General features: G+C 72.6%; 11 protein-coding genes and 1 pseudogene. 8 read left to right on the forward strand and 4 right to left on the reverse strand.

The window, feature by feature from the left end:
- The first annotated feature begins 84 nt into the window (after positions 1-84).
- A complete protein-coding gene (locus tag AB0G10_RS32995) occupies positions 85-414 on the forward strand; it encodes an MmcQ/YjbR family DNA-binding protein (protein WP_360930657.1) in 330 nt (109 codons plus the stop codon).
- Here AB0G10_RS32995 and AB0G10_RS33000 read toward each other — a convergent pair.
- The 3 genes and pseudogenes from AB0G10_RS33000 to AB0G10_RS33010 form a co-directional block, all read right to left on the reverse strand.
- Positions 395-976: a TetR family transcriptional regulator gene (locus AB0G10_RS33000; protein ID WP_360930659.1), complete on the reverse strand. Its 582-nt coding sequence runs from the start codon at positions 974-976 to the stop codon at positions 395-397. The two genes, AB0G10_RS32995 and AB0G10_RS33000, sit on opposite strands and share 20 nt — an antisense overlap.
- A pseudogene (locus AB0G10_RS33005) lies at positions 934-2292 on the reverse strand (hypothetical protein); the annotation flags it as partial. The gene AB0G10_RS33000 and the pseudogene AB0G10_RS33005, both read right to left, overlap by 43 nt.
- Positions 2289-3170: a hypothetical protein gene (locus AB0G10_RS33010; protein ID WP_360930662.1), complete on the reverse strand. Its 882-nt coding sequence runs from the start codon at positions 3168-3170 to the stop codon at positions 2289-2291. The gene AB0G10_RS33010 and the pseudogene AB0G10_RS33005, both read right to left, overlap by 4 nt.
- A gap of 192 nt (positions 3171-3362) precedes the next feature.
- Here AB0G10_RS33010 and AB0G10_RS33015 point away from each other — a divergent pair, with 192 nt between their 5' ends.
- The 5 genes from AB0G10_RS33015 to AB0G10_RS33035 all read left to right on the forward strand — a co-directional run bounded on the left by AB0G10_RS33015 (position 3363) and on the right by AB0G10_RS33035 (position 10524).
- A complete protein-coding gene (locus tag AB0G10_RS33015; protein ID WP_360930665.1) occupies positions 3363-5108 on the forward strand; it encodes a PQQ-binding-like beta-propeller repeat protein in 1746 nt (581 codons plus the stop codon).
- Between the two features lie 59 nt (positions 5109-5167).
- Positions 5168-6328, forward strand: a complete 1161-nt coding sequence (locus AB0G10_RS33020) for an acyl-CoA dehydrogenase family protein (RefSeq protein ID WP_360930668.1) — start codon at positions 5168-5170, stop codon at positions 6326-6328.
- 57 nt (positions 6329-6385) lie between these two features.
- Entirely contained in the window at positions 6386-7177 is a 792-nt protein-coding gene (locus tag AB0G10_RS33025) for a 3-hydroxybutyrate dehydrogenase (protein WP_360930671.1), read from the forward strand.
- Positions 7162-9051 (forward strand): helix-turn-helix domain-containing protein, encoded by a 1890-nt coding sequence (locus AB0G10_RS33030; protein ID WP_360930674.1) that lies wholly within the window; start codon positions 7162-7164, stop codon positions 9049-9051. The genes AB0G10_RS33025 and AB0G10_RS33030 overlap by 16 nt, the downstream gene beginning before the upstream one ends.
- A gap of 99 nt (positions 9052-9150) precedes the next feature.
- The gene (locus AB0G10_RS33035; RefSeq protein ID WP_360930677.1) at positions 9151-10524 is read left to right on the forward strand and encodes an MFS transporter; all 1374 of its coding nucleotides are present in this window, start codon (positions 9151-9153) and stop codon (positions 10522-10524) included.
- A gap of 284 nt (positions 10525-10808) precedes the next feature.
- Here AB0G10_RS33035 and AB0G10_RS33040 read toward each other — a convergent pair whose 3' ends face one another.
- The gene (locus AB0G10_RS33040) at positions 10809-12038 is read right to left on the reverse strand and encodes an MFS transporter (RefSeq protein WP_360930680.1); all 1230 of its coding nucleotides are present in this window, start codon (positions 12036-12038) and stop codon (positions 10809-10811) included.
- A 25-nt stretch (positions 12039-12063) separates the two neighbouring features.
- Here AB0G10_RS33040 and AB0G10_RS33045 point away from each other — a divergent pair, with 25 nt between their 5' ends.
- A complete protein-coding gene (locus AB0G10_RS33045; RefSeq protein ID WP_360930683.1) occupies positions 12064-12909 on the forward strand; it encodes a winged helix-turn-helix transcriptional regulator in 846 nt (281 codons plus the stop codon).
- 68 nt (positions 12910-12977) lie between these two features.
- On the forward strand, positions 12978-13685 hold the full coding sequence (locus tag AB0G10_RS33050) for an L-type lectin-domain containing protein (RefSeq protein ID WP_360930686.1): 708 nt from the start codon (positions 12978-12980) through the stop codon (positions 13683-13685).
- The last annotated feature ends 33 nt before the right edge of the window (positions 13686-13718 follow it).

Consider the following 13718-nt stretch of genomic DNA (forward strand, 5'->3'; position numbering starts at 1 on the left):
GATGATCTGCCACTGGTAGCGCCGGCCTATCGCCCGATCGCCCTGTGAAGCCGACTCGGCTGCTGCGCATGGCAGGATGCCGTCATGGCCTCTGTGGACGACGTGCGGGCTTCTGCCCTCGCCCTGCCCGAGGTGGTGGAGAAACCGCATTTCGGGATGCCGGCCTTTCGGGTCGCCGACAAGGTATTCGCGTCCGTGACCAAGGACCAGCAGCGGTTGTTCCTGCACCTCGGCGCGGCTGAGGTCGAGGCGGAGCTCGTCCACGGCGACTGTCAGCGGCTCACCCGGGGCGCCACCCTCATCGGATTGGATGCGGACCTGGTGGTCCTCGACGCCGACCGGTTGCAACGGCTGCTCCTCGCCGCTTGGCGGCACCGGGCGCCCAGGAAGGTAGCTAGGTCCGGGCCTTCTTGATGCGGGATTTGAGGGCTCGCCGGGCCAGCGGTCCCAATTCGTCGACCACTTCGACGAGTACCGCCAGCTGGTCCAGCGCTTCGAAAGCGCGCTCGGCGCCGGCCCGGTCGACGCCCTCGTAGAGCTCGATCCCCACGAATGCGGCGGCCACGGCGCGCGCCAATCCCGGCACGTCGGCGACCTCGGATACCGGCGAGCCGGCCAGCAGGCGGGCCAGGACGGCCTCGATCTCGGCGGTCCAGAGGTGCAGGGCGGCGGCCGTGGGTTCGGCGAGGCGGTCGCCGGTCTGGGCGGCGGCGAGGAGTTGGGCGAGCACCGAGACATTGCCCTCGGCCAATTCGGTGGCGTGCAGTTCGCGGCCCACCTGGAGCAGTTCGCGCAGCGAGTCCACCGCCGCGAAACGGTCGGCGAACAGGGCTACGCGCTGCTGGGTGGCCTGCCGGCACGCGGCGCCGAGCAGTTCGTCGACCGAGCCGTAATGGTAGAAGACCAGTGCCTGATTGACCCCGGCCGCCGCCGCGATGGTGCGGGCCGACGCGCCGGCGACGCCGTGGTCGCGCATGGCGGTGAGGGCGCCGTCGATAAGGCGCTGTTTCGTGTCACTCATCGGCCGCCATTCTTCCGCACACGCCCTCGCTGGGAGGCAACGGCCGGATGCGGCGGCGCGATCAGCGCGTCCACCACCAACTGCGCCAGAAGATCGAGGCCCGGGAGGATCAAGAGCCAGCCTGTGTACGCCGGAAGCACCCCGCAGTGCTCCATCCCCCGAGCCACCGCTGCCACCCCGGACACCTCATGGCCGTCCGCCCCGACGTAACGCGCCCGCCACAGCACCGGGCCGTCGAACTCCGCCGCCGGCCGGATCACGAGACCGACCGGCGACGACCGCTCCAGGCAACGGCGCACCGCGGAGCACGGGCCGCAGTCGTCGTCGAGCCACAGCTCACCGCCGACCACGGCCGGTCTGGCCCGGGGCCACCAATCCCGGACGGCCGCCCGATACGCACGCCACGGTTCCCCGTACCGAAGCCGAAGGTCTCGCCGCTCGGAAGCCGCCGCCAGACCGCTCGCGAAGGCTGCCGCGCTCAGCGCGGCACCCGCCAGGGAGAGACTGCGCGTCGCGGCGGCCAGGAGGATCAGCAGCGCGACGGCGCTGACCTGCATCGGATTGGCGACATAGGCGTAGACGCCGGTGGTGACGAGCCGGACCGGCGGATCCCACGGGAACGGCGTGCCGCCACCCCGCAGCGCGAACTCGCGGACCGCCGCGAGCGCCGGCGCCGCGATGATCAGCGCGAGCTGACCGAGAACGAGCAGGGTCGTCCCGGAGAGGGCGAGCAGCCGGTCCCAGCCGCCGTCACCGAGGGTGAACGCCACTGTCGGGATGAGCCAGAGCAGCAGGACCGCGAAGAGGCCCACCTGCAGCGTCACCCGCGGGATCAGCCGCCGGCGCGTGGCGGTCCAGCGGCCGAGGAGCTGGGCCGGCAGCGCCACCGCGACCAGGCCGAGCGCCTCGCCGGACAGCCAGTGCGGGCCGAGCCGGAGCAGCGGGTCGAGGGCGGGCATGGCCACCACGTCGATCCAGAGCAGCAGGCCGAGGGCGACCGGCAGCGGGACGAGGCGGCGCAGCAGGACCGGGATTGGGCCCCAGAGCAGTGCCCAGCCGAGCCAGAGGTCGACCGGGAAGCCGCGGAAGGCGCCGTCCACCGCGGCGAACGTCCACCAGCCGAGGTGGGTGGCCGTCTCGTGGAGGACGGCGAGGCCGGTCGCGGTGGCGATGAAGGAGAGGGAGGCGCCGGCGCGGTCCCTGTCGTTTCTCAACGCAGCCAGGAGCGCCGCGACCGGGACCAGCAGGGACAGGTAGCGGGCGGTGGTCACGGCAGATTCAGCATGTCGAGGAAGTGCTCGGCGCCGGCGTGCATGAACCGGTCCTGGAGCGGGCCGAAGTACCAGGACGGGTCGAGGCCGCGCCGGTAGTCGATCCGCAGCGCCACCTCGGTCCCGCCGTGATCGCCGGCCCGCCAGCTCAGCGTCGCGGACCGCATGCCCACCCATCGGCCGGTGATCGAGCTGTCCTCGCGCACCGCGAACGTGATCGACCGCGGACCGGAATCGATCACCTCGGTGACGATCTGCCCGCCGGGACCGTGCGAGCTGCCGTGATAGCCGAACACCCATTGATCGCCCCGGTCGAGCCCGCTGCCGTGCACGTGTTCCGGCGTCGGCACGCCGAGCACCCGCAGCGCGATCGGCCGCGCGTCCTTCGCCTGCGGCCCGGCGGCGAGCAGGGCCGGCATCAGCGCCGGGCCGGCCGCGACCTCCCGGGTGACCCGCACCGACTGGTCCGGGTCGATGCGCCAGTCCGGCTGCACTCCCTCGACCCCGGTCAGGAGCAGGGGCAGGGGAAGCAGAACGGCCAGTCTCCTGCTGTCGCGGAATCTCCGGACCAGTCCCGTGACGGTGTGGGCGACGGCGTAGACCAGCGGCGCCGCGAGCACGACGCAGATCGCGCCCTCGTGCAGCGCCACGGCGGCGAGCAGCAGGCCGATGGTGGTCAGCCGGAACACCCGGCCGTGCGTGCTCCTCCCGGGCGTGAGCGCCAGCGCGGCCGCGAGCCCGACCGGCAGCACCACGAAGAGCAGCGCGCTGTCGGCCCGCCCCGACCGGACCGTTCCCCAGAAGAACACCACCCCGGCGACCACGATGAGCGCCGCCAGCACGGCGTTCGCCGGCCGGACCCTGATCTTCTCCACCATCGACCTCCTTTTGAGCACTCGCTCAAGTCGAACGGTAGACGGGGTTGAGCGCTCGCTCAAGTACGATTTGAGCGAGCGCTCAACTGCGGAGAGTGAGATCGGCCTGGGAAAGCGGTCGCCGAGCAGTAAGGATTCGAGGAAGGCTATGTAGCATGACGGGCCGAGCAACGGGGTGAACGTGAAAGGCACGACATGACTGATCCGGTGGCCGGGGGAAGCAAGGAACCGGGTCAGGAGGCTGCGTCCTCGCAGGAGGTTGTGAAGGAGGCGGAGCCGGAGTCGGGCGCGGTGGTCGAGGCTTCGGAGGAGCCGCCGGCCGAAGAGCCGCGGGCCGAGGAGCCGCCGGCCGAGGAACCGCCTTCTGACGAGCCGGCTGAGAAGCCGCGGGAATCTGCTGATGGTGATGAGCCCGCGGTGGTGTTCTCGCGCGGGACCGCCTCCGCCGCCGAGCCGGATCCCGATCCGACGACCGTCGTCGTGCAGGATGCGAACGGGCGGAACTACGCCGCTCCGGTCGATCCGTGGGCGGGGCACGGGGCGGGCTTCCAGACGCCCGTCGACGGGCATTTCGCGTACCCCCGGCCATTGACCGCGGCGAAGAAGCCGCGCCGCCGGACCTGGATCCTCGCCCTGGTCGCGTCGGTCGTGACGCTGGTGCTCGCGGTGGCCACGGCGGCGGTCGTCTACTTCTGGCCGCGCTATCCCTCGCTCGACTTCGAGCGGCTCAGCGAACCCACCCGATTCCCGCCCGTGGTGCCGGTCGGCTCGACGTGGTCGGACGCGACGGTGGCGGGGCAGCGGATCTACTTCGCCAGCTCGGACCCGGACGGCAAGGTGGGCGTGACCGCTGTCGACGGCGCCAGCCGGGAGCCGGCCTGGAGCAGCACCGCGGCCGGCACCGCGAAACGCTGGGCCGGGATGGAGGCGCTGCCGTTCGGGGTGGCGCTCGACGGGCGGTTCGACGACAAGGCGCACCCGTCGAAGATCGTGCTGCTCGGCGCGGCGAACGGCGAGCTGCTCTGGACGCTGCCGCTCGCTCCCGGCGACAAGCCGATATACGGCAAGAACGTCGTGGTGCACGTGGACACCGCCGGCCACCAGCTGATCGGCTTCGACGCGGCGACCGGCAACGAGCGGTGGCGGCTCGCCGACCTCTCCGACACCGGCACCCGGACCCTGCCGGTCGGCTCGGCCGGCGACCTGAACGGCCCGACCAGCCTGCGCGGGCGCCCGTTCGACCCGCAGTACACCGACCAGCGGCTCGTCCAGATCAACGCCGACCACTCGGTGCGGGTCATCGACCTGAACTCGGGGACCGTCGGCAAGAGCTGGCAGACCGGCGCGGCCACCGACGACGAGGTGTTCGCGCACAACGGCCGGCTCGTGGTCCGCGAGTCCGGGAACGTGCGCCGGGTGGTCGCCTACGACCTGGAGTCGGGCAGCCCGGACGTGCTCTACACGGCCGAGCCGGACGTCGAGGTGACCGGGCTGACGCCGTGCGGCGACGAGGCGGTCTGCTTCGTGAAGACCCGCAAGCCCGACGGCCAGCAGACCGTCGTCCGGATCGACCTGGCCTCCTCCGGCTCCGAGGGCACGTGGGAGAGCGGCGCGATCGCCGACGTGGTGCGGGCCGTGCCGGTCGGCGCCTCGGTCGTCGTGCAGAGCAGGGCGAACACCACGCTCATCGACGAGAAGGGCGCGACCGCCTGGACCCATCCGGGCACGGTGGCCCGGCTCGACGCCGGCAACATCCTGCGGTTCGGGCACGTCCAGACCGACCAGGTGATCGACGAGTCGGTCTCCGGCCAGCACCTCGGCGACGAGCCGGTGGAGCTCGGCGCGGTCTACGACGTCCGCACCACGACGTGCGCGTGGACCATCTCGGTGCTCGGCTGTGTCACCGCGACCGATTATGTGACACAGCGCTTCGCCAGGTGACGGCTTCAGTCGTACCTCCGACTGTCGCTGGTGGACCGGGCCCTCGTCCGATTTCAATCATGGAAATCGCATCTGAGGGGGAGGACCACATGCACGACCTGGTACGCCGCGCTCACGACCTGGCGCCGTCGCTCGAGGCCCGGTCGGCCGAGCTCGACACGGCCCGGCAACTGCCCGCCGACCTCGTCGCCGAGCTGAAGGAGGCCGGCTTCTTCCGGATGTTCGTGCCCCGGTCGCACGGCGGTCACGAGGCCGACCTGCGTACCGGGATGGCGGTCCTCGAGGCCCTGGCCACCGCCGAGCCGGCCGTCGGCTGGACCGTGATGATCGGCTCGGAGACGCCGCAGCTGCTCGCGTTCCTGGACCGGGCGGTCTTCGACAAGATCTACGCGGCCGGCCCGGACGTCGTGGTGGCGGGCGGCTTCAACGCGCAGGGCACGGCCACCCCGACCGGGGACGGCTACCTGGTCGACGGCCGGTGGGCGTTCGGCAGCGGCAGCACCCACGCCGACTGGATCTTCGGGAACTGTGTGGTCGTGCCGCCGGCGACCCCGCCGCAGCTGCGGTCGGTCCTCGTGCCGGCGTCGCAGGCCCGCGTCGTCGACACCTGGAACGTGCTGGGCCTGCTCGGCACCGGCTCGCACGACGTGGAGATCAGCGGCGTGGACGTGCCGGCCGAGCACACGTTCGACCTGTTCGGCGGGGTGCCGTCGATCGCCGGGCCGGCGTTCACGGCGCCGCTCATGCACTTCGTCCTGCACCTGGGCGCGGTCGCGACCGGCATCGCCCAGGGCGCCCTCGACGCGACGCTGGGCCTCGCCGCCGGCGGCAAGCAGCGGCTCTACGCGAAGGCCCGGCTCGCCGACACCCAGCTCTTCCAGGTTCAGCTGGGCCGCGCCGACCTGACGCTGCGGGCCGCCCGGGCGCTGCTCGCGAGCACCGCCGACGAGGTGTGGGAGGCCTGCTCGTCGAACCCGGCCGCGCCGGCCGAGCTGGGCCCGCGGGTGTCGGCGACGCTGACCTGGGTCACCGACGCGGCGCTGTCCGTGGTGGACACCTGCTACCGGGCCGGCGGCGGTCAGGCGGCCCGGGACTCGTCGCCTCTGCAGCGCCGGTTCCGGGACATGCACACGTTCAGCCAGCACGCCGCGGCGGCCGAGGGGTGGCTCGGGGGTCATGGGGCGGCGATGCTCGGCAATCCGGGAGGGCTCGCCTACTGAGCGTCCTATGGTCTCGCGATACATGGGTGGGGCGTCAGCCATGGCGGACTCGCACATATGGTGGAGCGCCGACCGGCTCGTAGTCTGACGCCCATGGTGGTGAACCTCGATCTCAGCGGCCGGACCGCGCTGGTCACCGGCGCGGGCAGCGGCATCGGGCGGGCGTGCGCGGTGCGGCTCGCCGGAGCCGGGGCGGCCGTGCTGGTCGCGGATGTGGACGAGGGGGCGGCCAAGGAGGTCGCCGCCGCGATCGACGGGCGGGCGGTGGTCGCTGACCTGTCCGAGCCGGACGCGGCCGACGAGATCGACGCGAACGTCGACGTGCTGGTCAACAACGCCGGGCTGCAGCACGTCGCGGCGCTGCAGGAGTTCCCGCCGGAGCGGTTCGCCTATCTGCAACGGGTCATGGTGGAGGCGCCGTTCCGACTGGTCCGGCGGGTGCTGCCGCACATGTACGCGAACGGCTGGGGCCGGGTCGTCAACATCTCCTCGGTGCACGGGGTGATCGCCTCGCCGTTCAAGGCCGCCTACGTGGCCGCGAAGCACGGGCTCGAGGGACTCTCCAAGGTGACCGCTCTGGAGGGCGCCGGCCACGGCGTCACCTCGAACTGCGTGGAGCCGGCGTTCGTCCGTACCCCGCTCGTGGATCGTCAGATCGCCGGGCAGGCGCGGGCGCACGGCATCCCGGAGAGCGAGGTCGTCGAGCGGATCATGCTGGAGCGTGCCGCGATCAAGAAGCTGATCGAGCCGGAGGAGGTGGCCGAGCTGGTCGCCTACCTCTGCACGCCGGCCGCCGCCCTGATCACCGGGGCGTCGATCCCGATCGACGGCGGATGGACCGCGCACTGATGAACCTGGAGTTCCTGGAGCTGCTGGCCCGCGAGGCCGCCCTGGTCGAGTTCGAGCGGCCGGTGCTGGCCGCGCGGGCCTCCGGCGTCCCGGCGGCCGAGCTCGACGACCTGGAGCAGGCGAAGGCGCTGGCCCTGCGCGTCCGCGCCCTGCTGGAGCGCCGCCGCCGGCGGGAGGAGGAGCTGTCGGCGCTCTACGACACGGCCGGTGACCTGGCCGGGCTGCGTGACGTGGACGCCGTGCTGCGCGCCATCGTGCACCGGGCGCGCACGCTGCTCGGCGTCGACTGCTCCTATCTGACGCTCAACGACGACGAGCGCGGCGACACCTACATGCGGATCACCGACGGTTCGGTGGCGGCCAGCTTCCAGCAGCTCAGGCTCCCCTCGGGGGCAGGGCTGGGCGGTCTCGTGGCGCTCACCGGCACCCCGTACGCGACGGCGAACTACCCGACCGACCCGCGCTTCCAGCACACCACCGAGATCGATCTGGGGGTGGCCGACGAGGGACTGGTCGCGATCCTCGGCGTGCCGCTGCGCCTCGGCTCGGCGGTGATCGGCGTGCTGTTCGCGGCGAACCGGGCCGAGCGGCCGTTCGCCCGCGAGGAGGTGGCGCTGCTGTCGTCGCTGGCCGCGCACGCTGCCGTCGCGCTGGACACGGCCCGCCTGCTCAGCGAGACGCAGACGGCGCTGGCCGAGCTGTCCGCCGCGAACGCGGTGATCCAGGCGCACAGCGAGTCGGTGGAGCGGGCCGCCGACGCCCACGACCGGATGACAGCGGTGGTGCTGCGCGGCGGGGGAGTGGACGACGTCGCCGCGGATCTGGTCGGCGTCCTGCACGGCGCGCTCGTGGTGATCGACGCGCAGGGCCGCACGGTCGCGACCGCGCAGACGCCGGGCTCTCCGGCAGAGCTTCCCGACCCCGAGGGGGTCGAGCTGGGTGAGGCGGTTGCTGCTTCCCGATCAGAGGGGCGCAGCGTACGAAGGAACGACCTGGTCATCGCCGCCGTGGTGGCCGGGGCCGACAACCTGGGCGCGCTGCTGTTCCGCCCGGACCGTCCGCTGGCCGCCGCCGACCAGCGGATCCTCGAGCGCGCCGCGCAGATCACCGCGTTGCTGCTGCTCTTCCGGCGTACCGTCGCCGACGCCGAGGCGCAGGTCCGCGGCGACCTGCTGGACGACCTGATCAGCCGGCCGGTGCGCGAGCCGGACGCGATCCGCTCCCGGGCGGCCCGGCTCGGCCTCGACCTGGACGCCCCGTACGTCCTCGTCGTCGCCGGTCAGGAGCTGCGCCAGCGGGCCATGTCGTGGGCGCGCACGTTCGCGGCCGGCCGGCGGGGGCTCGCCGTGATGCGGGAGGGCCGGATCGCGCTGCTGCTGCCCGGCGCCGATCCGGCGGCCCTCTCCCGGCTGGTGGCCCGGGAGCTCGCCCGGGTGCTGGGCGACGAGGTCACCGCCGGGGCGGCCGGCCCGGCCCAGGATCCCGGCGGGGTGGCGGCCGCCTATCGCGAGGCCGACCAGTGCCTGGACGCGCTGATCGCGCTGGGCCGGTCCGGGAGCGGCGCCTGCGCCGACGACCTCGGCTACGTCGGGCTGCTGCTCGGCGACAGGCGCGACGTCGGCGGGTTCGTGCGGCGCGCCGCCGGGCCGGTGATCGAGTACGACGAGCGGCGCGGCACCGCCCTGGTCCGCACCCTGGAGGCGTACTTCGCGGCGGGCGGCGGTCTCGCGAAGGCGGCCGAGGCCCTGCACGTGCACGTCAACACGGTGACGCAGCGGCTCGACCGGGTGGCGCAGCTGCTCGGCGACGACTGGGACTCGCCGTCCCGGGTGCTCGACCTGCAGCTCGCGCTGCGCCTGCACCGGCTGCGCTGAATCCACACAAGCCCCGCACCGAATGTGTGGGCGCGATCCATGGGCTCCGATCCGCGGCGGCCGTAACGTCCCGGTAACACCTTCTGGAAGGGGGCACCCATGTCCACCACCGACGCCCGGCGTCCGCCCATCGTCAAGGTCGTCTTCGCGTCCCTGATCGGCACCGCCGTGGAGTGGTACGACTTCTTCCTCTACGGCTCGGCCGCCGCCCTCGTCTTCGGCACCCTCTTCTTCCCGGAGTCCGACCCGGTCACCGGCACGCTGCTGGCGTTCGGCACCTACGCGCTCGGCTTCGTGGCCCGCCCGCTCGGCGGCGTCGTCTTCGGGCACTTCGGCGACCGGCTCGGCCGCAAGAGGATGCTCGTCGTCTCGCTCATGCTGATGGGTCTCGCGACCGTGGCGATCGGGCTCCTGCCGACGTACGCCACGATCGGCATCGCCGCGCCGATCCTGCTGCTCACCTGCCGGCTGCTGCAGGGCTTCGCGGTCGGCGGCGAGTGGGGCGGCGCGGTCCTGATGGCCGCCGAGCACGGCGACGACGCCCGCCGCGGCTTCTGGTCGTCGTGGCCGCAGGCCGGGGTGGCGCTCGGCAACCTGCTCGCCACCGGCGTGCTGTGGGTCCTCGCCCTCGTGCAGTCCGAGGAGGCCTTCCAGGCCTGGGGCTGGCGGATCCCGTTCCTGCTCAGCGCGGTGCTGGTCCTGGTCGGCCTCTGGGTGCGGCTGACCATCGAGGAGTCCCCGGTCTTCCAGCAGGCGCAGGCGCAGCTCGCGCTGAAGAAGGGCACCCACCAGCCGCTGCTCGAGGTGATCCGCCGCTACCCGCGCGAGGTCCTCATCGCGATGGGCATGCGCCTCGCCGAGAACATCTCCTACTACCTGATCACCGTCATCTCGATCACCTACTTGACGACGTTCGCCGGCACCTCCGCCGACAAGGGCATGATCCTCAGTGCCCTGTTGCTCGGCTCGGCCATCCAGTTCGTCATCATCCCGCTGATCGGCGGCCTCTCCGACCGGATCGGGCGGCGCCCGCTCTACCTGGCCGGCGCGGCCGGCGTGGCGATCTGGTCGTTCTTCTTCTTCGACCTGATCGGCAGCCGCTCCGAGTCGCTCATCATCCTGGCGGTCGTGGTCGGCCTGTTCCTGCACGCCCTCATGTACGCACCGCAGGCCGCCTTCTTCTCCGAGCTCTTCGGCACCTCGGTGCGCTACACCGGCGCCTCGGTCGGCTACCAGCTCGCCTCCATCCTGGCCGGCGCCCTCGCCCCGATCATCGCGCTGCGCCTGCTCGGCGACGTCGCCGACCCGAACACCACGGCGGTGGCCGTCTACATGACCGTCGCCTCGGTGCTGACGATCGTGGCGGTCCTCGCGGCGAAGGAGACGGCGCGCACCTCCCTCCGCCATGACCGCACCCTCGACGACCCCGAGCCGTCCCACGACGAACTGCCAGTCAACAACCCGAGCCGCTGACGGCTCCCCGCTCGCGTGTTGAGTTCGGGTGCGGTGCGTGCCTCAACTCGACACGCGGAGGGGGTGCCCTGCTTGCGTGTTGAGTTCGGGTGCGGTGCGCGCCTCAGCTCAACACGCGGGGCTGGTGCCGTGCGGTGCGTGCCTCAGCTCGACACGCGGGGCTGGTGCCGTGCGGTGCGTGCCTCAGCTCGACACGCGGAGGGGGTGCCCTGCTTGCGTGTTGAGTTCGGGTGCGGTGCGCGCCTCAACTCGACACGCGGAGCGGGTGCCGTGCGGTGCGTGCCTCAGCTCGACACGCTGGACGGGGTGTCCAGGGGGAGGTCGCGCAGGGTGCGGACCGGGGAGAGCAGCCAGGCCGCCGGGGCGCAGAGAGTCACCAGGGCGAAGAGGAACAGGGTGGTGCGGGCGCCGAGCGGGCCGGCCAGCGCCCCCGCGACGAGGCCGCCGATCGGGATGGCGCCCCAGGACACGAACTTCACGGTGGCGATGACGCGGGAGAGCATCTCGGGCGGGCTGACGATCATGCGGTAGGTGCGGGTGGTCACGCTCAGCACCACGACCGAGGCGGCGAAGACGAGATTGCCCGCGGCGAAGGCGAGGAAGCCGCCCGCGGGGATCAGCAGGGCGCCGGCCACCCCCGTGAAGCCGGCCACGATGATCCCGCGGGCGGTGCCGAACCGGGTGGTGAAGCGGGTGGTGAGGGCTGCGCCGATCAGCGTGCCGAGGCCGTCGGCGGCGAGCAGCAGGCCGACCGCGGCGGCCGGCGCGTGCAGGTCGCGGACCAGGTAGAAGGCGAAGAGGGCGTGCTGCGCCCCGCAGACGAAGTTGACGGCGGTGGCCGCCCACATGCCGGGGCCCATGACCGGGTGCCGGGTCACGTAGTGCCAGCCCTCGCGGATCAGGACCGCCATCCGCTCCGGGGATCGCGCGGCGGTGCGCCGGGCCGGGAGGGTGCGCAGCAGGACCGCCGAGAGCAGATAGCTCGCCGCGTCGACGAGCAGGGTCGGCACCGCGCCGAGCACCTGCACCGCGACCCCGCCGAGGGAGGGGCCGCCGAGGGAGGTGGCCGCGTGCGTACCCGAGGTGAGGCTGTTGCGGGCCTGCAACCGATCGGCCGGAACGATCTCGGGGAGGAACGTCTGGTTCGCCACGTCGAACAGCACGTCGGCGAAGCTCACCACGAGCGCCACGATCATGAGCTGCGGGATGCCGAGCACCCCGAGCCACCAGGCCAGCGGGATCGACGCCACCGCCAGGGCCCGGACCAGGTCGGCGCCGACCTGGGTGCCGCGCAGCGGGAGCCGCTGCACGACCACTCCCGCCGGGAGGCTGATCAACAGGTACGCGAGATACGCCGCCGCCGTGATCAGGCCCATCTCGAACGCCGAGGCGTGCAGGACCGTCAGGGCGGTGAGCGGCAGCGCGACCCCGCCGACCGCCGAGCCGAGCCCGCTCGTGGTGCCCGCGGTCCACCAGCGCCAGAACGTCGCGTCCGGAAGCCCAGTCAGTTTCATTATGGAACGCACTATACTCAGCAAGGTGAGACGGGTCGACCTCGCGGACGCGGACTGTGGCATCGCGCAGGCGGTGGGCGTGCTGGGCGATTGGTGGACCTTTCTCCTCGTACGCGACATCGCCGGCGGCACCACCCGCTTCGACGCCCTGCAGCGATCGCTCGGGATGAGCCGCCGGGCGCTCGCCGAACGGCTCGCCGAGCTGGTCGAGCACGGCGTCCTGGAGAAGCGGCGCTACACCGACCGGCCGCCGCGGTACGACTACGTGCTCACCGCGAAGGGCGAGGGCCTGCTCCCGGTGCTGATCGCGCTGCAGGAGTGGGGCGACCGGCACGTCATGGGCGACGGCTCGCTCACCGCCACGGCGGCGGCCACCTCGGCCGAGGCGCGCCGGGCGCAGGCGCTGGCCGGCCGGACGGTGTCGGCCGCCGAATTCCGCACCGGCGCCTGGACGGTGCTCTACTGCTTCCCCGGCGCGTGGGCCCCGGCCGCCCAGGGCTATCCGCCGCACTGGACCGAGATCCCCGGGGCGGCCGGCTGCACGCTGGAGTCGACCACCTACGCGGCCCGCCACGACGACTTCGCGGCGGCCGGCGTGCAGGTCAGAGGCGTGAGCACGCAGCGGCCCGATCAGCTCGCGGCCTTCGCGGAGCACGCGCGCCTGCCGTTCCCGCTCCTCTCCGACCAGGACCAGAAGCTGGCGGCCGGCCTGCTGCTGCCGACGTTCCGGGCGGCCGGGGTGGACCGGCTCAAACGGCTCACCCTGCTGGTCGACCCGGCCGCGACGATCCGGGCCGTCCAATTCCCGATCACCGACCCGGCGGGGTCGGTCGACGAGATGCTGCGCCTGGCCCAGGATTTCACCAAATAACCGATAAATTAGGGCAAGCTGGGTATCCGTGCCGCCTCGAACCCTCACACGGATAGGAGCACGGAACCGTGCGCAGTGCACTCGCCCTGAAAGCCCTCGTGACCTCGTGCCTCGCGGTGGTCCTGACCCCGGCCGCCGCGGCGCGGGCGGACACCGCGGACGCTCCGGACCCCGGCGCCTTCACCCTCAACGGCACCGCCGCCTTCGTGACCGCGACCGGCAACCCGGACCGGGCCCGCGTGCTGCGGCTCACCGGCGGCGGCTTCCGGCAGGCCGGCTCCGCCTGGGCGACCGATCAGGTCGACGTGACCCTGTCGTTCGACACGACGTTCGTCGCGTACCTGCACCGCGGGACCCGGGGCGCCGACGGGATCGCCTTCCTGCTGCAGCGCTCCGGGCCGCGGGCGCTCGGCGGCTGGGGCGGCGGCCTCGGATACCGCGGCGTCAAGAACAGCGTGGCCGTCGAGTTCGACGACTTCCGCAACGTCGGCGACCCGGCCGGCGACCACGTCGGGCTGGTGCTCAACAACAACCCGGACTTCCACGCGGCGGTCGCCGAGACCCCGGAGCCGCTGTTCGGGCGCCCCTTCCGGGCCCGGATCACCTACGACGCCGGATCGCACCGGCTGACCGTCGCGGTCGACGGCCGGCAGCTGATCCAGCAGACCGTGGACCTCGCCGCGCACCTGGGCGGCAACCTGGCATGGGCCGGGTTCACGGGCGCCACGGGTGAATCCGTCTCGAAGCAGGACATCCGATCCTGGAGCGGCTTCTAACACCCGCTCAGGGTTTCCGCGCCGGTGCCGAAC

Origin of the sequence: Actinoplanes sp. NPDC023714, assembly GCF_040639855.1 — a bacterium.
In the GTDB taxonomy this organism is placed as follows: Bacteria; Actinomycetota; Actinomycetes; order Mycobacteriales; family Micromonosporaceae; genus Actinoplanes.